19 protein-coding genes are annotated in these 26,199 nt (G+C 69.8%); 7 read left to right on the top strand and 12 right to left on the bottom strand.

Annotated features, from left to right (window positions below):
* Window positions 1–2,064, top strand: a complete 2,064-nt coding sequence (locus tag ABD361_RS10715; protein ID WP_344434719.1) for a PIG-L family deacetylase — start codon at window positions 1–3, stop codon at window positions 2,062–2,064.
* A gap of 79 nt (window positions 2,065–2,143) precedes the next feature.
* Here ABD361_RS10715 and ABD361_RS10710 read toward each other — a convergent pair whose 3' ends face one another.
* From ABD361_RS10710 to ABD361_RS10695, 4 genes are all read right to left on the bottom strand, one after another.
* Complete coding sequence (locus ABD361_RS10710; RefSeq protein WP_344434717.1) at window positions 2,144–4,198, bottom strand: FG-GAP-like repeat-containing protein; 2,055 nt, start codon at window positions 4,196–4,198, stop codon at window positions 2,144–2,146.
* Window positions 4,199–4,416: 218 nt separating this feature from the next.
* Complete coding sequence (locus tag ABD361_RS10705) at window positions 4,417–6,504, bottom strand: FG-GAP-like repeat-containing protein (protein WP_344434715.1); 2,088 nt, start codon at window positions 6,502–6,504, stop codon at window positions 4,417–4,419.
* A gap of 100 nt (window positions 6,505–6,604) precedes the next feature.
* On the bottom strand, window positions 6,605–8,044 hold the full coding sequence (locus tag ABD361_RS10700) for an FG-GAP-like repeat-containing protein (RefSeq protein ID WP_344434714.1): 1,440 nt from the start codon (window positions 8,042–8,044) through the stop codon (window positions 6,605–6,607).
* Between the two features lie 181 nt (window positions 8,045–8,225).
* The gene (locus ABD361_RS10695) at window positions 8,226–8,735 is read right to left on the bottom strand and encodes a hypothetical protein (protein WP_344434713.1); all 510 of its coding nucleotides are present in this window, start codon (window positions 8,733–8,735) and stop codon (window positions 8,226–8,228) included.
* A 359-nt stretch (window positions 8,736–9,094) separates the two neighbouring features.
* Between ABD361_RS10695 and ABD361_RS10690 the strand changes: the two genes are divergently transcribed.
* The gene (locus ABD361_RS10690) at window positions 9,095–12,937 is read left to right on the top strand and encodes a polymorphic toxin-type HINT domain-containing protein (RefSeq protein WP_344434712.1); all 3,843 of its coding nucleotides are present in this window, start codon (window positions 9,095–9,097) and stop codon (window positions 12,935–12,937) included.
* A gap of 569 nt (window positions 12,938–13,506) precedes the next feature.
* Here the strand turns inward: ABD361_RS10690 and ABD361_RS10685 are convergent.
* Both ABD361_RS10685 and ABD361_RS10680 read right to left on the bottom strand, forming a co-directional pair.
* The gene (locus tag ABD361_RS10685; protein WP_344434711.1) at window positions 13,507–14,055 is read right to left on the bottom strand and encodes a hypothetical protein; all 549 of its coding nucleotides are present in this window, start codon (window positions 14,053–14,055) and stop codon (window positions 13,507–13,509) included.
* Window positions 14,056–14,204: 149 nt separating this feature from the next.
* Window positions 14,205–15,083: a PhzF family phenazine biosynthesis protein gene (locus ABD361_RS10680; protein WP_344434710.1), complete on the bottom strand. Its 879-nt coding sequence runs from the start codon at window positions 15,081–15,083 to the stop codon at window positions 14,205–14,207.
* Window positions 15,084–15,192: 109 nt separating this feature from the next.
* On the opposite strand from ABD361_RS10680, the gene ABD361_RS10675 reads away from it, so the two are divergent.
* From ABD361_RS10675 to ABD361_RS10660, 4 genes are all read left to right on the top strand, one after another.
* On the top strand, window positions 15,193–16,494 hold the full coding sequence (locus ABD361_RS10675; protein WP_344434709.1) for a multidrug effflux MFS transporter: 1,302 nt from the start codon (window positions 15,193–15,195) through the stop codon (window positions 16,492–16,494).
* Between the two features lie 23 nt (window positions 16,495–16,517).
* On the top strand, window positions 16,518–17,555 hold the full coding sequence (locus tag ABD361_RS10670; protein ID WP_344434708.1) for a small ribosomal subunit Rsm22 family protein: 1,038 nt from the start codon (window positions 16,518–16,520) through the stop codon (window positions 17,553–17,555).
* 340 nt (window positions 17,556–17,895) lie between these two features.
* A complete protein-coding gene (locus tag ABD361_RS10665; protein ID WP_344434707.1) occupies window positions 17,896–18,411 on the top strand; it encodes a GNAT family N-acetyltransferase in 516 nt (171 codons plus the stop codon).
* Between the two features lie 104 nt (window positions 18,412–18,515).
* The gene (locus ABD361_RS10660) at window positions 18,516–19,079 is read left to right on the top strand and encodes a Uma2 family endonuclease (protein WP_344434706.1); all 564 of its coding nucleotides are present in this window, start codon (window positions 18,516–18,518) and stop codon (window positions 19,077–19,079) included.
* Window positions 19,080–19,083: 4 nt separating this feature from the next.
* Here ABD361_RS10660 and ddaH read toward each other — a convergent pair whose 3' ends face one another.
* The gene (ddaH, locus tag ABD361_RS10655; RefSeq protein WP_344434705.1) at window positions 19,084–19,905 is read right to left on the bottom strand and encodes a dimethylargininase; all 822 of its coding nucleotides are present in this window, start codon (window positions 19,903–19,905) and stop codon (window positions 19,084–19,086) included.
* Window positions 19,906–20,184: 279 nt separating this feature from the next.
* Between ddaH and ABD361_RS10650 the strand changes: the two genes are divergently transcribed.
* Window positions 20,185–20,910 (top strand): bifunctional DNA primase/polymerase, encoded by a 726-nt coding sequence (locus ABD361_RS10650; RefSeq protein WP_344434704.1) that lies wholly within the window; start codon window positions 20,185–20,187, stop codon window positions 20,908–20,910.
* A gap of 16 nt (window positions 20,911–20,926) precedes the next feature.
* Here ABD361_RS10650 and ABD361_RS10645 read toward each other — a convergent pair whose 3' ends face one another.
* From ABD361_RS10645 to ABD361_RS10625, 5 genes are all read right to left on the bottom strand, one after another.
* Window positions 20,927–21,859 carry an SCO2278 family lipoprotein gene (locus ABD361_RS10645; RefSeq protein WP_486387905.1) on the bottom strand — a complete coding sequence of 311 codons (933 nt, stop codon included), beginning with the start codon at window positions 21,857–21,859 and terminating at the stop codon, window positions 20,927–20,929.
* Window positions 21,765–22,757 carry an iron uptake transporter permease EfeU gene (gene efeU / locus ABD361_RS10640; protein ID WP_344434702.1) on the bottom strand — a complete coding sequence of 331 codons (993 nt, stop codon included), beginning with the start codon at window positions 22,755–22,757 and terminating at the stop codon, window positions 21,765–21,767. Before efeU ends, ABD361_RS10645 begins: the two co-directional genes overlap by 95 nt.
* A gap of 31 nt (window positions 22,758–22,788) precedes the next feature.
* Complete coding sequence (efeB, locus tag ABD361_RS10635) at window positions 22,789–24,081, bottom strand: iron uptake transporter deferrochelatase/peroxidase subunit (RefSeq protein WP_344434701.1); 1,293 nt, start codon at window positions 24,079–24,081, stop codon at window positions 22,789–22,791.
* Between the two features lie 11 nt (window positions 24,082–24,092).
* A complete protein-coding gene (efeO, locus tag ABD361_RS10630; RefSeq protein WP_344434700.1) occupies window positions 24,093–25,229 on the bottom strand; it encodes an iron uptake system protein EfeO in 1,137 nt (378 codons plus the stop codon).
* Window positions 25,230–25,504: 275 nt separating this feature from the next.
* On the bottom strand, window positions 25,505–26,170 hold the full coding sequence (locus ABD361_RS10625) for a biliverdin-producing heme oxygenase (RefSeq protein ID WP_344434699.1): 666 nt from the start codon (window positions 26,168–26,170) through the stop codon (window positions 25,505–25,507).
* Between the last annotated feature and the right edge of the window lie 29 nt (window positions 26,171–26,199).

Here is a 26,199-nt window from a genome sequence, read left to right as displayed (position 1 = left end):
ATGACGACTTCTTTTGCCCCTCGCAGGAGAACGGTGCTCGCCGCGATGCTCGCCCTCGCCGCAGCGGGCTGCACCTCGAAGACGCAGGAGCAGCCCAAGCCCGTCACCGTCACGCCCCGGGCCCAGGTGCCCGTCGGCGACGACGGCGCCTCGGGTGCCACCAGCATGCAGATCGTCGCCCACCCCGACGACGACCTGTACTTCATGAACCCGGACGTACGGCAGTCCATCGACGCCAACGACAAGGTTGTCAGCGTCTACGTCACCAGCGGTGAGGCCGACGGCCGCAACAAGGTGCCCGGCCGCAAGGAACGGCTCAAGCCGGACTTCGCCGGCTACGCCGGCGCCCGCCAGCAGGGCCTGCGGCAGGCGTACGCCCTCATGGCCGCCGGCGACCCGCACGCCGAGTGGAAGCGCGGCGTGCTGCCCCTGCCCGGCGGCCTGCAGGCCGAGACCGACACCCTCGTCAGCCACCCCGGCGTCGTCCTGGTCTTCCTCGGCATCGCCCAGCACACCGCGGACGACAAGGCCGGCGGCGGCAAGGACGTACGCCTGCCGGCGCTGTGGTCCGACCCCAAGGCCGTCAGCAAGACCCGCGTGGCGGCCGGCTCCACCGTCCAGGAGTCCCACCCAATCGACCGCGGCGCCGTCATCGACGCCCTCGCCGCCGTCCTCGACCACTTCCGGCCCACCCTGGTGCGCACCATGGACCTGGACCCGGACATGCAGGTCCACGACGCCCGCAACCGCCTGCACCACGACCAGGCCGGCTACTCCGACCACCCCGACCACACCGCGGCCGCCCTCTTCACGTACGCCGCCCTCCAGCGCTACCGCGGACCGGGCAAGGGCGCGCACTACACCGTCACCGCCTACCGCGGCTACTACAACGAGCGGTGGCCGCAGAACCTGCCCGACGCCGCCGTACGCCGCAAGGTCGCCGTGCTCAACGCCTACGGCGGCGCCCCCGGCTCCTGCGACTTCCCCGCCGGCTGCGGCGACTACGACGTCGGCCAGAACCGCGCGTACGGCACCGGCTGGGCCCAGCGCACCAGCTACCGCTACCCGGGCAACGCCACCTGGGTGCTGCCCGACGCCGACGGCCGCCTCACCGCCTTCGGAGTCCTCGACCAGCAGGCCGCCCTGTGGCACGAGAGCTCCCCCGGCAGCGGCAAGTGGCAGGGCCCCAAGCTCCTCGGCGGCGGCCCCCTGCTGCCCGGCCTGACCGCCGGCCTCACCCACGACGGGCGCTGGCAGGTCTTCGCCGAGCGCATCTCCGGGCTCGGAACGGGCCCCGACGACAACAGCCGCGAGCTCGTCGTCGCCGAACAGGACCGCAAGAACGGCGACTTCGGCCCCTGGACCTCCCTCGGCAACCCCGAGGACCGGGCCGCCCGCGGCCGCCGCGTCGGCGGCCCCGTCGTCGCCCGCAACGCCGACGGCTCCGCCCAGCTCTTCGCCCGCAACTGGGCCAAGGGCGTCGCCACCCGCCACCAGCAGCCCGACGGCACCTGGACCCCGTGGACCCAGCTCGACGGCGGCGCCGAGGTCCAGGAGGGCCTGGCCGCCGTCACCGACACCAAGGGCCGCATCCACGTCTTCGGCTCCGGCCACGACACCGTCCACCACTGGGTCCAGCGGCAGCCGGGCGGCACCTTCGAGCACCTGCCCACCAAGCTCCCCCTGCCCGCCGACCCGCCGGCCGCACTGGCCCGCCCCGACGGCTCCCTCCTGCTGGTCATCCGCGAACCGAAGACCGCAACCCTGCTCGCCTACCGGCTCCCCGCCGGCGCCACCGAGTGGGAACGCCTCCAACTGGGCCTGGCCGCCCGCGGCTTCGGCCCCGCCACCCTCCTGCCCGCGGGCGAGCACACCCTCATCGCCGCCCGCAACGACAACGGCTCCACCAGCCTCGCCCTCTGGCGCACCGGCAAGACCCCCCGCTGGACCACCCAGCCCGGCCTGGCCGTCGGCACGGCCGCCCTGGCCACGGCCAAGGGCAAGAAGCACACGGTGGCCTGGCTCGGCACGGACGCCAAGCTGCACGCGGCGGGCGTGAAGTAGGGCGCGCTGCGGTACAGAACGGGTCCGGCCCCTCACCTCGGTAGGAGGTGAGGGGCCGGCCCCTTGTACGCGCCTGTGGTCACCAGCCGTCCGCGAGGCGCAGAGGGCGGCTGAAGGTGGCGTTGCCCGTGTTGAGCCACTCGTGGAGGGCGCCGGTTGCGGGGTTCCTGGCGAGGAGGTGGGCGATGCCGCCCTTGCGGAGGGGGAAGGCGGTGACGTCCGCGTACGTCCAGCCTCCGGTGAGGTTCCGGGGTGTGGCGAAGGTGCCGTCGCCCTTGCCCGCCCAGAGGTGGAGCTTGCCGCCTGCGTCCTTGGCGAGGAGGTCGGCCTTGCCGTCGCCGGTGAAATCGGCGGCCGTTGTTTCGGTGAAGTTCCATGCGTTTTGGACGGGGCGCGGGCTGTCGAACGTGGTGTTTTTACCGCCTCGCCACAGCTTCAGGTTTCCGGCTGCGTCGCGCGCGACCAGGTCCGGGACGCCGTCACCCGTGAAGTCCGCTGCCACGGTCTGCGTGGACGTCCAGCCGCCCGCCACCTTCCGGGGGGCGGCGAAGGAGCCGTTGCCCTTGCCCGCCCACATCTGGAGGTTTCCGGCGGCGTCCTTGGCGAGGAGGTCGGCCTTGCCGTCGCCGGTGAAATCGGCGGCCACCGTCTCCGTGAAGTCCCAGTTCTGCATGACCCGCTTCGGGCTGCCGAACGTGCCGTCGCCGCGCGAGCTGTCGTCCACGTCCTTGTTGCCGGGATGCAGCCGGAGTTCGCCGTTCGTCGCGCGGGTAATGAGGTCGGGGATGCCGTCGCCGGTGAAGTCCGCCGCCACGATTCCCGTGGCCCCAGCGGCGGTGGGCGTGGCCGTCGGGGCTGTCGCAGCTGCCGTCGGAGCCGCCGTCGGGCTCGGGCTCGCGCTCGGAGCGGGACCTGTCGGTACGGGGGAGCGGGCGGGGGTGACGGCGTCGGCGAGGGCTTGGTTGCCGTTGTCGGCGAAGTGCAGCCGGTCGTCGCCGCGGTTGTAGTAGGCGGCGAATACGCGCGTGGGATTCAGCGGGTCCCGCATGGCGGCGTCGAAGTCCACGTAGCCGTCGATGTCGCGCATGGTGCGAATGCGGTCGTTGAGGGCCTGCCGCTCGCGGTCCATGGCGGGGGTGTATTCCTTGAATCCCTTGAACGGCGGAATCGTGGCCACGGTGAAGGTGATTCCTGCGGCGTGGGCCCGCGCGGCGAGCTGTCCGATGGCGGCGGCGAGTTCCGGTGCCGTCGCTTTGCCGAAGACGATGTCGTTGATGCCCTCGTAGAAAATGACCGACTTGACGTTGGTCTGCGCCAGCACATCGCGGTCGAAGCGCTTGAGGGCGCTTTCCCCCCACTCGGCCGGGTCGCCGTCGGCGAGTATCCGGTTGCCGGATATGCCGGCGTTCACGACGCCCATCGGCTTGTCCCGGGCCTGCAGCGCACGCCCGTACGCGTTGGGCCAGCGGCGGTTGGCGTCGGTCGTCGTGTGGCCGCCGTCGGTCTGCGAGTCGCCGAGGAGGACGACCGTACCGCCGTTGCGCGCCATGACGTCGACGCCGCTGAGGAAGGCCCAGTGCGTGAAGGAGGTGGGGAAGCGGCTGCCCGCGGATTCCGCCGTACGGTCGACCGCGTCGCCCGGCGCGGACGCGAAGGACGTCGCCCGCGTGTAGTCGTGGAACGGGGCGCTGTTGACGCGGTCGGGCAGATGGAGGCTGACCAGGAGGTTCTCGTCCGCCTTGACCGGGAACGCCGCCGGGTCGCTGTAGACGCTCCCGCCGGGCGCCAGGACGGTGCCCGGCGCGCCGCCGAAGGTGAGGGGGAGCGGGGCCGCGTCCGCGGTGGCCCCGATGGACTGGCGGGCGATGGTGGCGCGCCCGATGGTCACGGGCTCGGTGCCGAAGGTGTTGACGAGGTGGATGCGGGCGGAGGCGCCGGCGATGCTGGTGTGGACGACCATGCGCAGTGTCTGCCGGCCGGTGACCTTGGACTGGGCGGCGGGGCCGGCCGTGGCCATGGCCGTGCCCCACGTCCGCGTCCACGTGGGCATGACCGTCCAGGCCCGCCCGACGGCCTCCGACTCGGTGCCGCCGAGCAGGGTCATGACCGGCCACACCAGGGCAGCGACTGCCACGATGCAGGCGACGACGGCCAGCGGGAATCCTCCTCGAAGGAATCCCCGTTGTGGCCGTCGCCGGCGGGATCTGCGGCGCGCGCTGCCGTGGCGTGCCATCGGTGCTGTGTCTCCTAGTGGCTGAAGGTGTTCGGATGACCAGGTGCCAGGTGGGTTGATCTCAATGCCTCACAGAATGATCACCCATCCGCAGAAACCGCCGTCATCCGGGCACCCTGTTACCAGCTGTCCGCGAGGCGCAGCCGTCCGCTGAAGGAGCCGCCACCCAGGCCGAGCCACTCGTGGAGCACCCCGGTCGCGTCGCTGCGTGCCATGAGGTGGGCGATGCCGCCTGTACGGAAGGGGACGGCCGAGGTCTGTGAGTAGTTCCAGTCGCTCAGCAGCTTCCGTTTGCGGCTGAAGTCACCGTTGCCCCCACCGGTCCACAGATACAGGTCATTCGCCTGATCCTTGGCGATGAGATCAGATTTGCCGTCACCGGTGAAATCTCCGGCCGTGGTCTGGGTGAAGTTCCAGCCACCGGTGAGCCGGACTTCCCGGCTGAAACCGCCCTTTCCGTCGCCCGTCCACAGGTGGAGGTCGCCGCCCGCGTCGCGCGCGACGAGGTCGGCATGGCCGTCACCGGTGAAATCCGCGGCCACCACCTCGGTGTACGCGAAGTTGCCCAGCAGCTTCCTCTTGCGGCTGAAGTCGCCGTTGCCGCCGCCGGCCCAGAGGTAGAGGACGTTGTCGTCGCCCTTGGCGACGATGTCGGCCTTCCCGTCCCCGGTGAAGTCGGCGGCCGTGGTCTGGGTGAAGTTCCAGCCGTCGGTCTGCTTCCTGACCTGACCGAAGGTGCCGTCCCCCTTGCTCCTGTCGTCGACGTCGGAATTGCCGGACCAGAAGTACAAGGGGGCGTTCGTCTCGTTCTTCCCGCGCGCGATGGCATCGGGAATGCCGTCGCCGGTGAAGTCCGCGACGGTCGTCTGGTCGAAGCGCGCGGTGACGCGCGAGGGTACGGGCGGCTGGGCGACGGAATCGGAAAGCGCCTGGCTGCCGTTGTCACCGAAGTGGAGCCGGTCGTCGCCGCGGTTGTAGTAGGCGGCGAAGAGCCGGCTCGGGTCGAGCGGATCCCGGGATGCCCCGTCGAAATCCACGTACGCGTCGATGTCGCCGGTACGGCGGATGTACTCGTTGACGTCCTGGCGGACCTGTTCCATGCGGGCGTCGTACCGCCCGTACCCCCGGAAGGGCGGAATGGTGGCCGCTGTGAACGTGATGCCCGCACTGCGCGCACGGGAGGCGAGCCGGCGGATGCCACCGACGATGTCCGGGGCGGAGGCGTTGCCGTAGACGATGTCGTTGATGCCCTGGTAGAGGATCACTGACTTGACGTTGGGCTGCTCCAGTACGTCCCGGTCGAAACGGCCGATGGCGCTCTGCCCGTAGTCGGGGTGATCGGACAGCAGGAAGCCGCCGGATATGCCGGCGTTGACCACGCCCATGGGCCGCTCCCGCGCCTGCAGGGCGCGCGCGTAGTCGTCGCCCCAGCGGCGATTGGCGTTGTCCGTGGTGTGCCCGCCGTCGGTCTGCGAATCGCCGAGGAGAACGGTGGTGCCGCCGCTGTTGACGGACATGACGTCGACGCCGCTGAGAAAGGCCCAATAGGGGAAATCGGTCCGGAAGTTCTCGTCGCCGGTCTCGGCGCTGTGGTCCGCCGTGTCGCCGGGCGCCGTCGTGTACGACCTGGTCAGCGTGTACGGGTGGAAGGGCGCCATCGCCACCGGGTCGGGCAGGTGGATGCTCACCAGGAGGTCCTCGTCCGCCTTGACGGAGAACGCGGCCGGATCGCTGTCGACGCTGCCGCCGGGCGGGAGCACGGTGCTCTGCTTGCCGCCGAAGGTGAGGGTGACGGGTGTGCCGGTGGCCGAACCGTTCTCGTCCCTGTTGGCGACGGTGGCATGTCCGATGGTGACGGGCGCGGTACTGAAGGTGTTGACGAGGTGGATGCGAGTGGCAGTGCCGGCGGTGCTGGTGTGCACGACCATCCGCAGCGTCTGCCGCCCCCGCACCTGGGAGCCCCGCCGGTCGGACTTCTCCTTACCGGGCGGCGCCGGCCACTCGGCGGGAGCGGCGATGGTCATGGCCGTACCCCACGTCCTTGTCCAGACGGGGGCGGCGGCGGGCGCGGCGGGTGCGGCTTGGGCGGGGGAGGCGGCCAGCGTGGTGGTCAGGGCCGCAAGGACGGACACCGAGGCGACGGCGCCGGCTCCGGGTCTCCACCGGGACCATCGGCGGATGCCGTGAGAGGTGTCGGAGCGTGCCATGCGTGCTGTCTCCTTCGACTGAGGGAAAGACGATAGAGCGAGCAGCCGGAAGGGGGCGCGGCGCACAGGCCCCGACGCCCCCTTCGGATGGTGGCGATTCCTACGAGCCGTCGGCAATCTTGACGCGGCTCGAGAAGTTGCCGTCACCGCGGCCGTTCCACAACCACATGTAGGAGGAGCCGGTCTTCTCGTCCTTGGCGATGATGTCGGTCTTGCCGTCACCGGTGAACTCGCCCGCGGTCGTCTGGACGAAGTTCCAGCCACCGGTCAGGGTCCGGGCCCGGCTGAAGTCGGCGTTCTTGGCACCCGTCCACAGGAGGAGGTTGGCCTTGTCGTCGCGGGCGATGAGATCGGCAATGCCGTCACCCGTGAAGTCGGCCGCCACGGTCTGGGTGAAGTTCCAGTTCTTGGTGCTGAGCGCACGCCGGTCGGCGAACGTTCCGCGGCCCTCGCCGGGCCACAGCCACAGCGTCTTGTCGGCGTCGACGGCGATGATGTCGGCCTTGCCGTCACCGGTGAAGTCACCGGTCACCATCTGGGTAAAGGCCCAGTTGTTGGTGCTGAGCGGCTTGCGGGAGTCGTAGACGCCGCTCTTACGACCGGGCCACATGTACAGGTTCTTGCTCGCGTCGCTGGCCACGAGGTCGCTCACGCCGTCGCCGTTGAAGTCGGCGCTGACCGTCTCGTTGAAGTTCCAGCCGCCGGTCAGAACGCGGGGCGTGCCCCACAGGCCGCTCTTGCGACCGGGCCACACGGAGAGGTCCCGTGCTGTGTTCACGGTGAACAGGTCGGTCGTGCCGTCGCCGTCGTAATCACCAGCAGCCACGATGGTCTGGTCGAACGGAACGCGGGACGTGGTCGTCGAAATCCAGCCGGCCAGGTCGTCGACGCGGGTGTCGATGGCGCCCTTGCGCGTCTCGGCCGGGTCGGTGCCGACGCAGCCACCCTGCCAGGAACGACTGTTGACGCCGACGAGCTCCTGCCTGCCGGCGATGTCACGGAAGGCAGGACCACCGGTGTCGCCCTTGCAGACCACGGCGTCGGCGTCCTTGCCGGCGAGGCCCATCGACTGGGGCGCGACCGAGTTCACGGTGAAGGACGACGAGCGCAGGACGTTGGGTACCCATTCGCCCTTGGTACGGCCGTAGCCGGCGACGCGCAGCTCCTCGCCCTGCATCGGCGCACTGTTGGTCAGCGCTACGGGCGTGACGCCGGACACCGGCTTGGCCAGCTTGGCCAGGACCAGATCGCGGTCCTCGCGCGGCACCAGCTGGACCACGTCGACGACGGTGCCGTTGTCGCGCGTCAGGTCGGTGCGGCCGATGGTCGCGGTGGTCTTGAGCTTCGGCTCGCCAGCAGGAATCTTGAAGCCCTGCGCGGGGTTGTCGGCGAAGCAGCTGGCCGCGGTGATGAGCCACTGCTGCTCGACAAGAGCGGCCGAGCAGCTACGGGCGGTGTCGCCGCTGCCGATGTCGAGCTTGGCCGTGAACTGGAACGAGTCCTTGGCGGGCGCGCCTTCGACGGCCTGAGCCGGCGTCATGGACAGAAGGGCCGCGGCAGCAGCGCCGGACGCGACGATTCCTCTTGTCCACGCGGTGCGTGAACGTATGAGAGACATGGTTCTCCCCCTCGGGGTTGATCTCAGAACGCCGGAGACGGGTGGTCAGTCCTGGTCTCCGGGAGTAGGGCTATAGCGGCCGCATGGCCGCAATAGCTTGCGGTCAGCTGGTGACGCGCAGCTCGACGAGCATGGAGCGCTGGCTGACGTCGCCGGCTTCGCCGAGGGCCTGGAAGTCGTTGGCGGGGGCGTTGACGACCGTCTCCTTGCCGCCCGTGTTGATGGTGGCCTGGACCGGGTGCTCCTTGGTCCACATGCCGAAGGAGTCCTTGAGCTCCAGGGTGACCCAGCCCTTGGTACCGCGGACGTTGAAGCAGTACTTCTTCTGGCCGCTGCGGGACTTGACCTCGATGGCGTTGGTGCCATCACAAGCGGCGAGGGTGATGTTGCCGTCACCGCGCTTGAGGAGGATCTGCTGCTCCTGCTGGATCTTGGCGGCGTTGGGGTAGGCGAAGTCCTCGACAGCGGACGGCATGTCCGTGTCCGTGTCCGTGGCGGTGGTCGGGGGCTGGGGGGCGGCGTAGGCGACGTTCAGGGTGGTGACGGCAGCCAGGGCCGTGACCGAGCCGATGACGCCGGTGAGGAGTGCCTTACGGGCACGAGATATCGTCATTTCTGCTCCGTATCAGGACATGAGGGGCAGTCGCTGAGAGACGCCCATAAGTGTCAGAAGTAAAGCACATGTAAGATCACGTCCGCTTCTCAACCCCTTGGTGCCAGTGAGTTGGGGCGCTGTGCTGCGAGTTGGTCTTGCTTGAATGCTGGTCGATGACTGGCGTACCACCGGCAGGGGGATGCCGGGAGCGCCGATCCGCGGCTGGCCCATCGCCGGTGCGCAGAGGGGTGACACTTCGATGAGGGGGAACTTGCCGAGTGAAACGGCGAACACTCCTTTCCGGTAGATGGAGTTCCGGAAAGCTGGCCCATGCGACGGGCATTACCTGTAGAGGGATCGGCGGCGTTGTGCTGCCGATGGCGATGATGGTGGGCCTGATAGGGGCAACGCCCGCATCTGCTGACGACGACCCCAGAGTTTTCAGTGATCGAGCCTTGGCTGTTTCGATTTGGCAATCTGGCGGTCCGGGCATCCGGGAAGCGGCCGAGCGGGCGCTACTAGGCTCTGACGAGGACATACGAAAATTCCTCGGCGATGCCAATGCGATTCAGTATGACGACGATTATGTCGATGCGAGCCGGATCTTTAATACCGGTGGCACGGCAGTTCGTGAGGCGACGAAGAAGGCGCTGCAGGGCACTCCGAAGGAACTGCGCCTATACCTGAGGAGCGGCTGGGAGAAGCCGCTGCAGGAGGACCGCGAGGTCGAGGCCTCGCGTGTCATTAATTTCGGCGGCCCGGCCGTAAAGGAGGCCGGTAAGACCGCGCTTCAGTCCGGCCCTGATGCTGTCACGAAGTTTCTCGAGTCTGGTCAGTATGAGGCGCGGGAGACCGACAATGAGGTCGAGGTTGCCAAGCTGATCAATTCTGGTGGCCCGAATATGAAGGCTGCCGGCAAGGCCGCGTTGCAGGGCAGTGCGGACGATGTCGCCGAGTTTCTGGAGGTCGGGCAGTATGTTGCCCGCAACCGTGACCAGGAACACGCAACGATTGCGCAGCTTACGGAGCAGGCCAAGCAGGCCGGGCTGCAGGCAGAGGCGGCGACGAAGAAGTCCGAGGAGGCATCCGCGCGTGCGGTTGCGGCCTCGAACCAGGCCAAGGAAGCTGCTGCGAAGGCTGCCCGGGAGACCGAGGCCGCCCGAAAGGACGCGAACCGGGCCGCGTACAAGGCTCAGCAGGCTGCGGCGTCCGCGCGTGCCGCGGCCGCTGCCGCTCAGGAGGCCATCGGCGCGGCCAATGCTGCCAACCGGGCCGCCCGGACGGCTGCCATCGCTGCGGCCCAGACCGCGAATGCCGCAGCTGCGGCAGCGAATGCGGCCGATGATGCCTACAACGCGGCGATAGCCGCGGCTGGTGATGCGAGCAAGGCCGAAACAGCAAAGCAGTCCGCGGTTGCGGCTCGCAATGCAGCGTCGCTGGCTCGCAGTTCCGCTGCTGCCGCTCAGCAAGCGGGCAAGGCATCCGAGGCCGCCGGTATTGCCGCAGACGCATCCCGTAGTGCCGGCGCAAATGCGAACGCTGCTGCGGCCTCCGCCGAAGAAGCCAATCAGTATGCCGAGGCCGCCGGTGTCTACTCCGCTGAGGCACGTGAAGCCGCAGCCGAGGCCCGGCGTTTCGCTAATGCTGCCAATCAGGCTGCGGAGAATGCGACTGCCTTGGCGCGGCGTGCTGCACAGCAGGCCTATGCGGCTCGTGAGGCGGCAAATTCTGCTGCTGATCACGCGGACAAGGCTGCTGACGCTGCTGACTTGGCGGTAAAGTATGCCGGTCAGAGCGCGCAAGCAGCTGACAATGCCCGCAAGTGGGCCGAGGCGGCGAAGCTCGCTGCCGAGGCCGCAACGACTGCCGTCAACACCGCGAAAAATGTCCACCAAGTCGCTCTCGACGTCGAGACTCAGGAACTCGCCTCCCGCGCTACAGCAGCCCTGGAGCGGGCGCGTTCGGCGAAGGATCGGGACGACAAGCTGATCTCGGCATCAGCGACCGTCGCCCGCGATGCACGTGCTCTCGATGCCACCGCTGAGTCGTTGGCCGCTGAGGCGGCCAAGCCGGGCATAGATGCCGCGGCCGTTGCCGCTAAGGGCCGCAAGCTGGCCCTCGACGCTCTAAAGTTGCGTGGGCCTTGGCATCAGCAGGCGGCAGTGATCGCTCTGGGTGGTTCGGATGCCGATGTGCTGGAGTATCTGCGCAGCGGTTGGAAGAAGGCGGGGCTGGAAGAGACGCGGGACAAGGTTGTTCAGCTCAGCGTGAACAGCCCCTACCCGTCGATCCGGCAAGGTGCCGCCGAGGCGCTCAAGGGCACTCCGGAGCAGGTTACGGCGTTCTATACCACTGGCCAGTACGTCGTTGGTGAGGACGACCTCGCTGTCGCTGTCGCAAAGGTCAATAACTCTGGTGGTGTCAGCGTCAAGGATGCCTCTAAGGCGGCTCTGGCCAACGGCACGGGTAAGGCGCTGGCGACCTTCCTTGAGGTTGGCCAGTACCCCGCCCGGATCACGGACGAAGAGGTTATCGCTGCTCAGCTTGCCGGCAGCAAGGACAGTGGTGAAGAGCTCAAGGCCGCTGCCAAAGCAGCCCTGGCCGGCCCCCCGGCCAAGCTGCATGAGTTCATTGTGGTCGGTCAGTACACGGCCGCCCGTAAGGACGGCCTCACCGCTCACCACCGCGCCGAGATCGATCGGCTGCTGGCTGAAGGCCAGATTATCGCCACCAACGCTCAGGTGAACCGCTGGCGTGCCGCTGAAGCCGCAGCGAATGCCAATGCGGCCAAGAACGAAGCGGCCGTTGCCGCGGGTGAGGCCAAGAAGTCAGCGGAAGTGGCCAAGGGTTACGCGGCCGATGCCAAGAAGTCCGCCGACGCTGCAGCGGCGAGTTCTGCCCAGGCGAGTCAGTCCGCTGCAACGGCGCGCAACGCCGCGGCCGCCGCCGACCGCGACGCCGCCGACGCCGAGGCCTCCGCCGCGCAGGCCGAGTTCTCCGCCAGCTACGCACGTGAGTCCGCCGCAAGGGCGGACGACGCCGCTGAACAGGCGCGTGCCTCTGCAATCGCGGCCGGCAAGAGCAAGGACCAGGCTGAGAAGGCCGCGGGCGAAGCATGGGACGAGGTCAAGCGCAAGCGGGAAGCGGAGATCGCCGAAGCCAAGCGTCTGGCCGAGGAAGAGCTAAAGAAGCAGGCTGAGGCGGCAAAGAAGAAGAAAACCTGCGTCGTTCCTTATAACCGGGACACCGTGCCGCCGTGCCTGATGGGACGGGATAAGGACACGGAGGTCATCTTCGCGACGCCTGACCCTGAGCTCGCTAAGATCGTTGGCACGGTCGCTTGGGAGCTTTCCGGCGGCGCCGACATCGAAAGGTGCATCAAGGAGCCCACCTTCGGCGGCTGCGCTATGGCCGCCGCCGGTGTGATTCCGATGGGCAAGCTCGCAAAGCTCAAGAAGCTGCAGGATCTTGAGGAAATAGCCAAGGGAACGCGATGGGCCAAGAAATCCCCTGGTTGCAACAGCTTCCCGGCCGGCACTCCTGTCCTGATGGGGGACGGGACCACGCGCGCCATCGAACAGGTTGAGCTCGGTGATGAGGTCCTGGCCACCGATCCGCAGAGCGGGGTCACCGGGCCACGTCGCGTCGACGCGACTATCTACACCCCGGAAGACCGCGATTTCACCGAAATCACTATCGCTCACCAAAACGGAGGCGGTTCTCTCACTACTACGGACCATCACCCGTTCTGGTCAGAGACCGACAAGCAGTGGAAGGATGCGGCCGACCTCACCCCGCAGGACAGCCTCCGCACCCCTGATGGTGGTAGGGCGCAGATAGGGAGCGTCCGCCACTGGACCGGACGCTCCCCCGCCTACAACCTCACCGTCAACGACCTTCACACGTACTATGTGCTCGCGGGCAGCACGTCAGTTCTCGTACATAATTCGTCCTGCCCGGTACCCTTGGGACGAAAGTCCACTGGTCGCACCACCGCGGTATCGCTCAAGGAAAAATTGGCCATGGACGAGGCTATGGCCAACCCTGCAGCTGGTCGTCAGATCCCTGTGCGTATGACCGACCCGACCTGGAGTTACAAAGATGGTTGGGTGAAGATGTCGCAGAATGTAAACGGCGTCGAGATTCACTACGTTCGCAACACGCGCACTGGCGAGGTGGACGACTATAAATTTAAGTCGGATCCGATTCCGGAGGAATAGTGATCGTCAAATGTGTTGCCAATAAGGGGTCGGAGATCGGGCCATACCGCCGTGGGCTTTTCTACACGCCGGAAACTCGGTTCACTCTATCTATCGGCAGGCTGTATGATGTTTTTGCCATGGCGTTGATCAATGGGTCCCTTACGGTGCTCGTTGCGGACGACTATGAAAAGCCTGCCTGGCTGCCGCTCCAGCTCTTCGAGGTGGAGGATTCGAGTCTCCCTGCTGATTGGGAATTCGTTTCCCATGACATTGGCGTTGATTCCTCGGGTCCTGGCGACTTGGTCTGTGAAGCGCGTTGGGGCTACAGTGAAGTGGCGCACTCTGACGCTCACTTCTATGGGCTGGAGGAACGAGACCCCGAATCGCTCCGTGTGTTCGACGCAGAGCGATCGAGGAGAGCTTGATCGGCTTTGCCTGGATATTCGACTTTGTTGACTGGCTGATTTAACCTGTGGGCCCTGTCTAGCTATCTGATGGGGCCCACTGTCATTTTTGGGAGCGCTGTTACGTCCCGCGATCTGTTTTCCTGGCAGGCAAATTTAATGAGATCTTTCTTTTGAAGAGCCCTACGACCCGGCGAACGTGAACGCCGAGTGTGCCGTCGTCAGTTGGGTGCCGTCGGGAGCGTAGGCCGTTACCTGCAACTGCCAGTGGACCGGCGGTGTCGGGACGATGAAGGTGGGCTTCCAGTCCGTGCTGTCCCAGTTCAGGGCCGGGGTGCTGATGGTGCTGTCGTCGCTCGTGCGGATCTTCGTGGCGTCGTTGTACGTGTACCACTTCACGTAGCCCGAGCGGCCCTTCAGGCCCGTCCAGGTCATGACGAGCTGCACCTTCGTCACCGTCGGGGTCACCGCGCCCATCGGAACGATGCTGGTGATCCGGGCCGAGACGCGCACCGGGGAGGGCGTCGGCGAGGGTGGCGTCGGTGGGGTGGTGGTCGTCGTGCTCAGGACCGGGGTCGGGCTCGGGCTCGGGGCCGGGGGGCGCGCGGGAGCGAACGGGCCCGCTTGCATGAATGCCGGAATCGCCGCTGCCAGGACGATCGCCAGGCCGGCCGTCACCCAGTACGTCCACACCCTCGACCAGAAGCGGGTGTCCGGCGGGTGCGGTGGCATGGGTGGGTGCGGGTCTCCGTCCTGCGGCATCGTGCTGTCCCCCCGGTTCACTGCCCCTCGCTTGGGAGGATGCTAGACCCGGAATCAACCATTCGGGCTGCCGCCGACGGCAGTTGGGGGCGCGTACGACGGGACGCGCCCCCGCCCCCTCACGCGATCCGCGTCGCCGTGCCCGTCACGCGCACCCGCGGGTCGCCCTCGCGCAGTTCGACCTCCAGCAGGCCCGGGCGGCCCATGTCCGTTCCCTGGTGCAGGGTGAGGCGGGCGGACGGGGCGACGAAGGAGAGCTCCCTCAGGTACGCGCCCAGGGCGGCCGCCGCGGCGCCCGTCGCCGGGTCCTCCACCACGCCGCCGACCGGGAAGGGGTCGCGGACGTGGAAGGTCGACTCGTTCTCCCGCCAGAAGAGCTGGACCGTCGTCAGGTTGTGGGCGCGCATCAGGGCTGCCAAGCGGTCGAAGTCGTAGGACAGCTCCGCCAGTCGCTCCCGCGAGCCGGCCGCCAGGACCAGGTGGCGGGCGCCCGCGTACGCGATCCGCGGCGGGTAGGCCGGGTCCAGGTCCGTCGCCGGCCAGTCCAGGGCCGCCAGGGCCTCGGTCACGAGCTCCTGCGGTGCCTCCTCGACGTGCGGTTCCACGCTGGTCAGCGTCGCGCGCAGCTGTCCGTCCCCGTCCTGGGCGACCTCCACCGGCACCGTTCCTGCCGGCGTCGCGAACACGTACGCGCCCGGGCCCCTCTGTTCCGCCAGGGCCACGGCCGTCGCCACCGTCGCGTGGCCGCAGAAGGAGACCTCCGCCAGCGGGCTGAAGAAGCGCAGGGTGAACGCGCGGCCCGGCTCGCCCAGGCCCTCCGGCGGCGCCGTCAGGAAGGCCGACTCGCTGTAGCCGAGGTCGGCCGCGATCGCCAGCCGTGCCGTGTCGTCCAGGGCGGAGGCGTCCAGGACCACGCCCGCGGGGTTGCCGCCGTTCGGGTCGGAGGAGAAGGCCGTGTAGCGGAGCACGTCCGTGATCTCGGTGTTCGTCATGATCATGCTCAACCCGCCCCTCGCGCCGAGCTATTCCCTCCGCTCGCGTGCCGTCTCGATCACACTTTCCCCGTAAGGGGCGCCCGCCCGTCGCGCTCATGACACCATGGACGGCATGACAAGCTCCGATACCGCATCAGCCCCAGCCGCCACCCGCCGTACCGGACTGCTCGTCACGCTCATCCTCGGCGGCCTCACCGCCGTCCCCCCGCTGTCGATGGACATGTACCTCCCGGCGCTGCCCGAGGTCACCGACGCCCTGCACAGCCCCGCGGCCACCGTCCAGCTCACCCTCACCGCCTGCCTCATGGGCATGGCGCTCGGCCAGCTGGTGGTCGGGCCGATGAGCGACAAGTGGGGACGCCGCCGGCCGCTGCTCGCCGGCATGGTGGTGTACGTCCTGGCCACCGCCGTGTGCGCCGTCGCCCCCAACGCCGGCATGCTCGTCGCCTTCCGGCTCCTGCAGGGGCTCGCCGGCGCGGCGGGCATCGTCATCGCGCGGGCGGTCGTCCGCGACCTGTACGACGGCGTGGCCATGGCCCGCTTCTTCTCCACCCTCATGCTGATCTCCGGCGTGGCCCCCGTCGTCGCACCGCTCATCGGCGGCCAGATCCTGCGGGTGACCGACTGGCGCGGGGTCTTCGTCGTCCTCGCCGCCATCGGGATCGTGCTCACCCTCCTCGTGTGGCGGCGGCTGGAGGAGACGCTGCCCGCCGCGCGCCGCCAGGCGGGCGGCCTGCGGCCGGCCCTGCGCGCCATGGGCGGCCTGCTCGCCGACCGCGTCTTCACGGGCTACATGCTCGCCGGCGGCTTCGCCTTCGCCGCGCTCTTCGCGTACATCTCCGCCTCGCCCTTCGTCGTCCAGGACATCTACGGCGCCTCCCCGCAGACCTTCAGCCTGCTCTTCGGCGTGAACTCGATCGGCCTGGTCGCCGTCGGCCAGCTCAACGGCAAGGTGCTGGTCGGCCGGGTCTCCATGGACAAGGTCCTGGCCATCGGCCTGGTGATCATCACGGTGGCGTCCGCGGCCCTGCTCGTCATGACCTCCGGCCTGCTCGGCGACGTCGGTCTCGCCCCGGTCTCCGCCGGCCTGTTCGTGCTGATGTCGGCCATGGGCCTGGCCATGCCCAACACCAACGCCCAGGCCCTCATGCGCTCCCGCAACGCCGCCGGCTCCGCCTCCGCGCTGCTGGGCACCTCCACCTTCCTCCTCGGCGCCGTCGCCTCCCCGCTCGTCGGCATCGCCGGCGAGCACACGGCCGTACCCATGGCCGCCGTCCAGCTCGGCTGCGCACTCGCCGCGCTGGCGTGCTTCGCGGGGCTGTGCCGGCCGTGGCAGCGCACGGGCACCGCCGGCACGGCCCCCGCCGGGCGGACCGCCGCCGCCCCCGAGCCCTCTGCACCGGAACGCGCATAGAAAACGCGCATAGAATTCGCCAAATGCACGCCCCCGCACACCCGCCGACCGGCGAGACCCTGCGCACCGCCCTCGCCGGCCTCCTCGACGGGCTGCCGCCCCGGCAGGCCACCGCGGCCGTCGAGCGGCTGATCGCCAACTACCGGGGGCGCACCCCCACCCACACGCCGGTCCTGCGCGACCGCTCCGACGTCGTCGCGTACGCCGCGTACCGCATGCCCGCCACCTTCGAGGCCGTACGGTCCGCGCTGGAGGCGTTCCGCGACCGGATGCCGCAGTGGGAGCCCGCCTCGCACGTGGACATCGGCGGCGGTACGGGCGCGGCGACCTGGGCCGTCGCGGCGGCCTGGCCGCAGGGGCAGCGCGAGACCACCGTCCTGGACTGGGCCGAGCCCGCCCTCGCCCTCGGCGCCGAGCTGGCTCGCGCCGCCGCGTCCGAGCCGGCGCTGCGCGCCGCGCGCTGGCAGCGGCAGGCGATCGGCGCGGGCCTGGCCCTGCCCGCCGGCACCGACCTGGTCACCGTCTCCTACGTGCTCGGCGAGCTGACCGAGGCCGACCGGGGGGCGGTCACCGACGCCGCGGCCGCCGCGGCACGGGCCGTCGTGCTGATCGAGCCCGGCACGCCCGACGGCTACCTGCGGATCATCGAGGCCCGCGACCGGCTGATCGCCGCCGGCTTCCGCGTCGTCGCCCCCTGCCCGCACAGCGCCGCCTGCCCCATCGAGCGGGGCACGGACTGGTGCCACTTCTCGGCCCGGGTGAGCCGCTCGTCGCTGCACCGGCAGGTCAAGGGCGGTTCGCTGGCGTACGAGGACGAGAAGTTCTCGTACGTGGCCGCCGTACGGGAGGCCGTACTGGAGACGGCCGTGCCCGAGGCCCCCGCGCGCATCGTGCGCCGGCCCCAGATCCGCAAGGGCCAGGTCCTGCTCGACCTGTGCACGCCCGAGGACGGCCTGACCCGCACCACGGTCACCAAGCGCCACGGCCCCCTCTACCGGGCCGCGCGGGACGCGGACTGGGGCGACGAGTGGCCTCCGGCGGGCGCGGGCGAGGACGAGTAGGGCCTGTCCGGAGGCCTTCGCAGTGCCCCGTCAGGGGCGCGAGGAACTGCGCGACAAGCCACAACGTGCCCGCAGGTCGGGGTCGTGCGTCGGCTGCGGGCCGTCGGTGGCCGATCGCGCAGTTCCCCGCGCCCCTGACGGGGCGCCGTGGTGCCGCCTGCCGAAAAACACGTTGCTGCGCCGCGCGGCGGGCGGATATCGTCGCGCCGCGCGGGAAGCGCGTGATCACCGGACGAGGGAGGTTGATGAATATGGCCGTCGGCGGCCGTCCTCAGCATGCCCTTTTCCGGCCCGCGCGCTAGCGCTGCGCGCCGGTCGTTCCGACGACCAGGAGTGACACGTGACTTCCGACTCCACCGCCAACAGCACCGAGCTGACCACCGACCGCCTCGTCCTTCGGCCCTGGGACCTCTCCGAGGTCGCCGCCGTCGTCGACCGCACCCGGTTGGTGGACTGGGCGGACGACTTCCCCGCCGAAGGCGACGGCGTCATGGCGAGCCTCTTCGACGACAACCCCCACTGGCTCGGCGAGCACGGCCACCGGCTGATCATCGAGCGCGACAGCGGCCTGGTGGTGGGCTCGATCGGCCTGTTCTGGCCGCCCTCCGAGGGGCTCGTCGAGATCGGCTACGGCATCGTGCCCTCCCGCCGCGGCCGGGGCTACGCCCCCGAGGCCACGCGGGCGCTCGCTGCGTACGCCCTGACCGCGCCCGGTGTCCACACGGTGACGGCCACCGTGGAGCTGTCCAACCCGGCCTCCGTCCGCGTCCTGGAGAAGGCCGGCTTCCAGCGGTGGACCACCGAGGAGGACGTGGCCCGCTTCAGGACCACGGCGCAGGACCCTCCCCAGCAGTGACCCGGTGAGGGGGGGGCGCCGGCCGGCGCCCCCCTCCGTTGTCGTAGGCGCGTGGGACGGTGAAGGCGTACGCAGCAGCAGTCGCCCTCAGCAGGAGCCATGCCATGGACTACGCCCGGATGCGCGCCATCGCCGAGGAGCTGATGAAGCACGCTCCCGACCCCATCAAGGGCTTCGAGATCACTGGCGACGGCATCTTCATGATGACGTCGCCGTCCAGGTTCCACGACTTCAACGCCATGCGCCTCAGCCGGCAGCTGGATCGCCAGCTGCCGGAGGGCCTCGTGGCCTTCCCGGGTGGCGACATCGAGGACCCCTCCGTCGGCAAGCTCCGCCGCCCGGACGTGATCGTCGTCGCGGACGAGGTGTTCGGAGAGGAGAACGAGCCGTTCAACCCGCGGGACCTGTCCCTGGCCGCGGAGATCGTCTCGCCGACCAGCCACAGCAACGACTACACGGAGAAGATGGACGAGTACCCGGCGATGGGTATCCCGCTGTACCTCCTCGTCGACCCCCGCAAGGGGACGGGGGCCGTGATGTCCGATCCCGGCCCCGGTCCCGATGGGCGGCCCTGCTACCGCACGCGGCACGACTACGTCTTCGGTGACAAGATCACCGTCGGTGAGTGGACGGTCGACACCTCGGAGTTCCGTATGTACGCCTCGTAAAGCCCTATCTCAGCTCCTGCGTGCAGCACTTCACGCTGCCCCCGCCCTTGAGCAGCTCGCCCAGGTCCATGCCGATCGGCTCGAAGCCGCGTTCGCGCAGCGGGCCGAAGAGCCCGACGGCGGCCTGGGGCAGCAGGACGTGGTGGCCGTCGCTCACGGCGTTCAGGCCCAGCGCCGCCGCGTCGTCCGCGGTGGCGATCAGGGCGTCGGGGAAGAGGCGCTCCAGGACCGCCCGGCTGCCGGGGGAGAAGGCGCCGGGGTAGTACATGACCTCGTCGGCGGTGTCGTCCAGGACGCACAGCGCGGTGTCGAGGTGGTAGTAGCGCGGGTCGACCAGGTCCAGGCCGATCACCGGGCGGCCGAAGAACTCCTGGGCCTCGGGGTGCGACAGCGGGCTGCTGCGGAAGCCGCGGCCGGCCAGGATCCAGGAGGCGGTGACGGCGAAGTCGCCCTCGCCCTCGTTGATGTGGGTGGGCTCGCGCACGTCCGCGTACCCGTGGGAGCGGAACCACGCGACGTGCGCGTCGGCCTCGGCCCGGCGCTCGGGGTGGGCGAAGCGGGCGCCGAGCACGCGCCCGTCGACGACCGTGGCGCCGTTGGCAGCGAAGACCATGTCGGGCAGGTCGGGGCGGGGCACGAGCTCCTCGACGGTGTGCCCGAGGGAGCGGTAGCGGTCCCGCAGCTCCTCCCACTGGGTGAGGGCGAGCCGGAGGTCTACGGGCTTGCCCGGGTCCATCCAGGGGTTGATCGAGTATGTGACCCGGTAGTACGTCGGCGGGCACATCAGGTAGCGCCGGGGGGTGGATGCACGCTCAGCGGTGGGCAAGTCGCCCTCCTCACAGTGGTGTTGGACGGGCACGGTGACTCGTGCGTGACCAAATCGTCCACGGTGGGCGGCTGTCGCGCATGAACCGTACGGGTGGTTTAGAAGTGACCCGGGCGCAGAGCTCCAGGCGCGCCACCGACCGCTCTGACGATACGGTTCGTCTCGCCAAACCGGCTTCCGCGCGGCCGGTCTCACACCCCCCGGATGCGCCCGGCGGCCCCGCCGGGAGCAGGATGGTGGCAGCATTGACCGAAGACCGCGGTCGAAGTGAGGGGATAGATGGAACGCAAGGGCAGATTCTCCCAATGGCTGCGCCGCCCCAGGAGCGGAGCGGGCGGCGATACGGGCACGGGGGCGGCCTCCGCCGCCCGTGAGGAACTGCTCCTGGCCGCGGCCGCAGCGGGGTTCCCCCTGGCCCCCGCCGCGCACCCCGACGGGTACGGCTGTTCCTGCGAGCGCATCGGCTGTCCCACCCCGGGCCGCCACCCGGTCTCCTTCGCCTGGCAGACCCTGGCCTCCGCCGAGGCCGAGAAGGTCGCCGCATGGCTGCGCGGCCAGCCGGAGGCCAACTTCGTCACCGCCACCGGCATCGCCCACGACGTCCTCGACGTGCCCGCCGAGGCCGGCCGGGCGGCCCTCGACCGGCTCACGGCCGCCGGCGTCGAGGTCGGCCCCGTCGCCACCGTCGCCCCCGACCGGATGCTCTTCTTCACCGCCACCCGCGGCACCCCCGACGACGAGGACGAGTGGTGGCCCTGCGAACTGGACTGCCATCCGGAGACGATGGACGAGCACCCCGGCCTGCGCTGGCACTGCCGCGGCAGCTACGTGCTGCTGCCGCCCTCCGTGCTGCCCGGTGACCAGAAGGTGACCTGGCTGCACGGCCCCGAGCGGGCGCTGCCGGATCCGCTGACCCTGCTGGAGGCGCTCACCGACGCCTGCGCCCAGTACGCGGGGGAGCAGCAGGACCACGAGCCCGCCCACCCCTGGCCCATCGGGCTCTAGGGCTCGTCCGCGCCGCTCACTCGCCCCTGGCGGCGGTCAGGGACTCGATCCGGTTCAGGAAGACCACCTGAGCCGTGCTCTTCGCCGGCACCTGCACCGCCGACTCCGACACGCGGGTGTACGTCACCGCCTGCTTGAGGCTGCCCTTGAGCAGCGCCTTCGTGCGGGAGTCGGTCACCTCCGGGCGCACGCCCTGCACCATGGCGCGCCGCTCCCGGTGGCGCGCGGTGAAGAACGCCAGCGCGCCGCCGTCCCGGGTGCGCAGCGCCAGCGGCGGGAAGCCGGGGGCGCCCTCGGGGGTGTCGATGTACTCGGTCCAGAACGTGGGCGTGCGCGCCAGCTTCGCCCGCTCGGCGCGCAGCTGCGTGGTCGCCGGGCCGGGGGCGAAGCGCCCGCCGTCGCCGGTGCGCAGGAAGTCCGCGTACGCCGTGCTCAGCGCCCGCGGCTCGACGGCGAGGCCCGCGTCCGCCGCCTGCGCCCAGCCGTCCTTGTCGGTGGCGAACTGCGGCACGCTGCCCGGCGCCAGCAGCGACAGGTACGCCGCCCGCCACCGCGCGTCCGCGTTCTCGCGCACGAAGACCACCAGCCAGCGGTTGCGGTCGCGGTTGCTGCGGGTGTCGGCGAGGAAGAACTTCGGCCACCCCGCCATCTTCGGGATGGTGAAGCGGGCGTCGTCCAGGACGAGCCCGGGGTAGCCGGGGTTGCCGCCGGGCGTGATCGCGCGCTGCGCGGCCATGTCCGCCCGGCCGATCTCGGCGAGCGCACCGGACTCGACCCGGTCCACCAGGGCCGGGTCGAGCTTGCGGTACGCCTCGTTGTAGCCGTCCGTGAAGTGCTCGAGGACCGTACGGGCCTCAGCCCTGTCCTTCACCGACGGGATGACCGCCCGTTCGCCGTGCACCGTCACGCACCCCGTCGCCAGCACCAGCAGCGGCAGGGCCAGCAGCATCGCCGGCGTGCGCACCGCTCGACGCGGCGAGAGGCGTATCGGCAGGCGTCTCATCGCGCTTGGACTCCTCGGGGACTGCTCGGGACGGCGCAACCCTACCCGTACGCCCCGGCGCGAAGAACACCAGCAGGGTCGGCACCAGGTACAGCGCCCACACCGCCACCTGAAGCCAGGTCGGGTCCGGCTGGAAGTTGAAGACGCCCTTGAGCAGCGTGCCGTACCAGCTGTCCGCCGGCACCTGGTCGCTGACATCGAACGCCTTGCTGCCCAGGCCCGGCAGCACGCCGGCCTCCTGCAGGTCGTGGAAGCCGTACGCGAGCACGCCCGCGGCGACCACGACGAGCATGCCGCCGGTCCACGTGAAGAACTTCGCGAGGTTGATCTTCAGGGCGCCGCGGTAGAACAGCCAGCCCAGCACCACGGCCGTCAGCAGGCCCAGGACGGCGCCCACCAGCGGGCGCACGCCGTCGTCGGTGGCCTGCACGGCCGTCCAGATGAACAGCGCCGTCTCCAGGCCCTCCCGGCCCACGGCCAGGAAGGCCGTGACGACCAGCGCGGTGGTGCCCATCGCCAGCGCGGCGTCCAGCTTGCCGTGCAGCTCCTTCTTCAGGTGCCGCGCGGTGCGCCGCATCCAGAAGACCATCCACGTCACCAGGCCGACGGCGATGACCGACAGCGAGCCGCCGAGCATCTCCTGGTCCTCGAACGACATGCTCTGCGAGCCGAACTGCAGCAGGGCGCCGAAGCCCATGCTCAGCAGCACCGCGACGGCGATGCCCGCCCACACCGGGCGCAGGGCGTCCCGGCGCCCGGTCTTGACCAGGTAGGCGACCAGGATGCAGACGACCAGGCTGGCCTCCAGGCCCTCCCGCAGGCCGATCAGGTAGTTGCCGAACACGTGGCCTCCGCCTTTCTGTTGAGGACCGTCGTCACGCGAAGAGGGACTTGCCCCACCAGTCGCCCGCGTCGCGGACGCCCGGCGGCACGGCGAAGATCGCCGAACCCACGTGCTGGATGTACTCGTTGAGCGCGTCCTCGCGCGCCAGCTTCGTCTGCAGCGGCACGAAGCCGTCGCGCACGTCGCGCTGGTACGCGATGAAGAACAGCCCCGCGTCCAGGCGGCCCAGGCCGTCCGTGCCGTCCGTGAAGGAGTAGCCACGGCGCAGGATGCGGATGCCGTTGTTGCTGTCGGGGTGGGCCAGGCGCACATGGGCGTCCGGCTTCATCGCCTTCAGGTTCGGCTCGTCGCGCTCCTTGCGCTTGCCGACCGGCGCGCCCTCGGCCTTGTCGCGGCCGAAGACGTCCTCCTGCTCGGTCAGCGAGGTGCGGTCCCACGTCTCGATGTGCATGCGGATGCGGCGCGCCACCAGGTAGGAGCCGCCCACCATCCAGGCCGGGCCGTCCTTCTCGCCCACCCACACGTGCTTGTCGAGGGCGGCGGTGTCGGACCCGTCGATGTTCCGGGTGCCGTCCTTGAAGCCCATCATGTTGCGCGGGGTCTGCGCGTCGGGCGTCGTCGAGGAGGTCTTGCCGAAGCCCAGCTGCGACCAGCGGATGGCGGCGCGGCCCATGGCGATGCGCGCCAGGTTGCGGATGGCGTGCACCGCGACCTGCGGGTCGTCGGCGCAGGCCTGCACACACAGGTCGCCGCCGCTGCGAGCGGCGTCGAGGTTGTCCTTGGGGAAGGCGGGCAGGTCGATCAGGGCCTGCGGGCGCCGGGCCTTCAGCCCGAAGCGGTCCTTGCCGTCCTTCTCGAACAGGCCCGGGCCCACGCCGAAGGTCAGCGTCAGCCGCGAGGGCTTCAGGCCCAGGGCCTCGCCGGTGTCGTCCGGGGGCAGCTCGGCGTTGTCGCCGATCGCGCCGGTGCCCACCTCGTGGCCCGCCGTCATCCGCGCGGCCGCGGCCGTCCACTCCTGCAGCAGCTTGATCAGCGCCGCCCGGTCGGTGGTGGTCACGTCGAAGGCGGCGAAGTGCAGGCGGTCCTGCACGGCCGTGGCGATGCCCGCCTGGTGCGCGCCGTAAAAGGGCACGGCGTCGCCGAGGGAGGCGGCCGGGCTCGCGTCGCTGCCGGTGCGCAGCGCGGCGGCGGTGCCGCCGGCGGCCGCGGCGCCCAGCGCCAGGCCGGCGCCGCCCCAGCCCAGCAGGGCCCGGCGGGAGGGGCCGGCGGTGGTCTTCCCGGCCGTCTGCGTGTTCTCGGTCTGCTCGGTCGTCGTCTCGCTCATCGGCTCGTCCCTCACTTCGCGACGGCGCCGGCGAGCTTGGACAGGGGCTCGGCGAGCGCGTTGACGGCGTCCGAGAGCTTCTTGCGGTCGTCCTGGCCCACGGTGTCGTACGACTTGTAGCCGTCGCCCTCGCGGTAGTCGGCGAGCGCCTTCTTCACGGCGGCGAACTGCTTGTCGAGCTCGGCGGCCAGCGCGGCGTCGTTCTTGGCGGCGACCGGCTTCAGCAGGTCGTACGCCTTCTCGGCGCCCTCGACGTTGGCCTCGAAGTCGGCGAGGTCGGTGTGGCTGTAGCGCTCCTCCTCACCGGTCACCTTGCGGGTGGCCACCTCGTCGAGCAGCTCCTTGGCACCGTTGGCCATGGAGGTCGGGGTGATCTCGGCGGTGCCGACGCGCTTCTGCCAGTCCTTGAGGTCGGTGATCAGCTGGTCGGCCAGCTTCTTGTCCTCGTCGGTGATCTGCTTGGCGTCCCACAGGGACTTCTCCAGCTTGTGCCAGCCGGTCCAGGTCTGGCCCTTCTCCAGGCCGTCCTCGCGGACGTCGGTCTTCGGGTCGATGTCGCCGAAGGACTCGGCGACCGGCTCGGTGCGCTCCCAGCCGGTGCGGGAGGGGGCGTAGAGCTTCTTGGCCTCGTCCAGGTCGCCGTTCTTGACCGCGTCGGCGAACTTCTGCGCGACCGGGAGGGTCTCGTCGGCCTGCTGCTGGACGTACGTGCGGTAGGCGGCGACCGCCTTGTCCAGCTCGGGGTTCTTCTTCTCCGCCTTCTCCGAACCACCGGTGACGGTGATCTTCTGCCGGATGCCGTCGCCCTTCATTCCCGGCTTGCAGGCGATTTCGTAGGAGCCGGCCTTCTTGATCGTCGCGGTGATCTCGGCCTTCGTGCCCGGGCCTATGTTCTCCCGCTCGGTCACGATGCGGTCGCCCTCGGCGTAGACGTACACCTCGGTGACCTTCGAGCCCTTGTTCTCGATCTTGAAGGTCACGTCGCCCGCGGGGAACGAGGTCTTGGCGACCTCGCACTTGTCGTCGCTCGCCTTGATGGCGATGGCGTCGGCGGCGTTCTTGTCGGCCTTCCCGGAACAACCGGACACGGCGGTCAGGACCGCCGCCGCCGCGACGGCGGCGACTGCGGAGGAGCGGAGGGCTCGCATGGGGGCTCCCAGGCATGCTCGAGAGGCGGTTCGGGACGTGGCCGGAAATCATTGCTGATTTAGGCCGCCCTAACTTATCTGAGGCTTGCCTATCCTGTTCCCGGAACGGCGCGTGATTCTGCTCTCACGGCGGGCCGGCAGGGCAAAATTTCGTCTCCCTCGTCCCGAAAACACCACACCTCTCACGCCGCGCAGGCGAGCACCAAGATCGATTAGTTTCGCCACTGGCGAATTCCAGGCGCTCGGCTTCAGGCGCTCATCTTCAGGGCTCGCCTTCAGGCGCTCAGCGGAAACTCCCGGCCCAGGGCGTGGAAGACGGCGGTGTTCATCGCGAAGGCCCGCCGGCACTCCTCGACCACCCGCTGCTTCTCCAGGTCGTCGAGCGGCAGCGCGTCGAGCAGCCCGCGGTACTCCCGCTTGAACGCCGCCGGGTTGGCGATGTCCTCGAAGACGTAGAAGCGCACGCCGTCGCCCTTGCGGGCGAAGCCCCACGTCCGCTCGGCGGTGCCGCGGATGACCTGCCCGCCCGAGAGGTCCCCGAGGTAGCGGGTGTAGTGATGGGCGACGTACCCCGCCGGCCAGGTGCGGGCGCACTCCTCGATGCGGGCCGCGTACGCCGCCGTTGCCGGCAGCGGCACCAGACCCTCGCGCCAGCCCGGGCCGGCCACATGGGCCAGGTCGCACTCCAGCTGCGCGGTGCGGGCCAGTTCGGGCCGTATGAACGGGCCCGCCACCGGATCGGCGGCGAGGGCGCCCGAGGTGGACTCCAGGGCCCGGTAGACGAACCACAGCTGCTCCGTGTACCGGCGGTACGCGGCGAGCCCCAGCCGGCCGCCCAGCATGTCGCTCATGAACGACGAGCTCTCGGCTTCCGTGTGCTGCTCGTGCGAGGCGGTGCGGATGAGCACGGAGAAGGGGGTCGGGGCGGTGGACGGGTCCAAGGCGGCCTCCGGTGACCGAGGGGGCGTCG

It is taken from the genome of Streptomyces luteosporeus, assembly GCF_039532865.1.
Lineage (GTDB): Bacteria > Actinomycetota > Actinomycetes > Streptomycetales > Streptomycetaceae > Streptomyces > Streptomyces luteosporeus.
The sequence above is the reverse complement of the archived record's forward strand: the minus strand, read 5'-3'. Positions and strand labels throughout refer to the sequence as shown.

What these genes read in the sequence shown, in the direction of transcription:
- ABD361_RS10715 (WP_344434719.1), top strand. Translation starts at nt 1, where the DNA reads ATGACGACTTCTTTTGCCCCTCGCAGGAGAACGGTGCTCGCCGCGATG.
- ABD361_RS10705 (WP_344434715.1), bottom strand. Translation starts at nt 6,504, where the DNA reads ATGGCACGCTCCGACACCTCTCACGGCATCCGCCGATGGTCCCGGTGG.
- ABD361_RS10700 (WP_344434714.1), bottom strand. Translation starts at nt 8,044, where the DNA reads ATGACGCCGGCTCAGGCCGTCGAAGGCGCGCCCGCCAAGGACTCGTTC.
- ABD361_RS10695 (WP_344434713.1), bottom strand. Translation starts at nt 8,735, where the DNA reads ATGACGATATCTCGTGCCCGTAAGGCACTCCTCACCGGCGTCATCGGC.
- ABD361_RS10690 (WP_344434712.1), top strand. Translation starts at nt 9,095, where the DNA reads ATGGCGATGATGGTGGGCCTGATAGGGGCAACGCCCGCATCTGCTGAC.
- ABD361_RS10685 (WP_344434711.1), bottom strand. Translation starts at nt 14,055, where the DNA reads ATGCCACCGCACCCGCCGGACACCCGCTTCTGGTCGAGGGTGTGGACG.
- ABD361_RS10680 (WP_344434710.1), bottom strand. Translation starts at nt 15,083, where the DNA reads ATGATCATGACGAACACCGAGATCACGGACGTGCTCCGCTACACGGCC.
- ABD361_RS10675 (WP_344434709.1), top strand. Translation starts at nt 15,193, where the DNA reads ATGACAAGCTCCGATACCGCATCAGCCCCAGCCGCCACCCGCCGTACC.
- ABD361_RS10670 (WP_344434708.1), top strand. Translation starts at nt 16,518, where the DNA reads ATGCACGCCCCCGCACACCCGCCGACCGGCGAGACCCTGCGCACCGCC.
- ABD361_RS10660 (WP_344434706.1), top strand. Translation starts at nt 18,516, where the DNA reads ATGGACTACGCCCGGATGCGCGCCATCGCCGAGGAGCTGATGAAGCAC.
- ABD361_RS10650 (WP_344434704.1), top strand. Translation starts at nt 20,185, where the DNA reads ATGGAACGCAAGGGCAGATTCTCCCAATGGCTGCGCCGCCCCAGGAGC.
- ABD361_RS10645 (WP_486387905.1), bottom strand. Translation starts at nt 21,859, where the DNA reads ATGCTGCTGGCCCTGCCGCTGCTGGTGCTGGCGACGGGGTGCGTGACG.
- efeB (WP_344434701.1), bottom strand. Translation starts at nt 24,081, where the DNA reads ATGAGCGAGACGACGACCGAGCAGACCGAGAACACGCAGACGGCCGGG.
- efeO (WP_344434700.1), bottom strand. Translation starts at nt 25,229, where the DNA reads ATGCGAGCCCTCCGCTCCTCCGCAGTCGCCGCCGTCGCGGCGGCGGCG.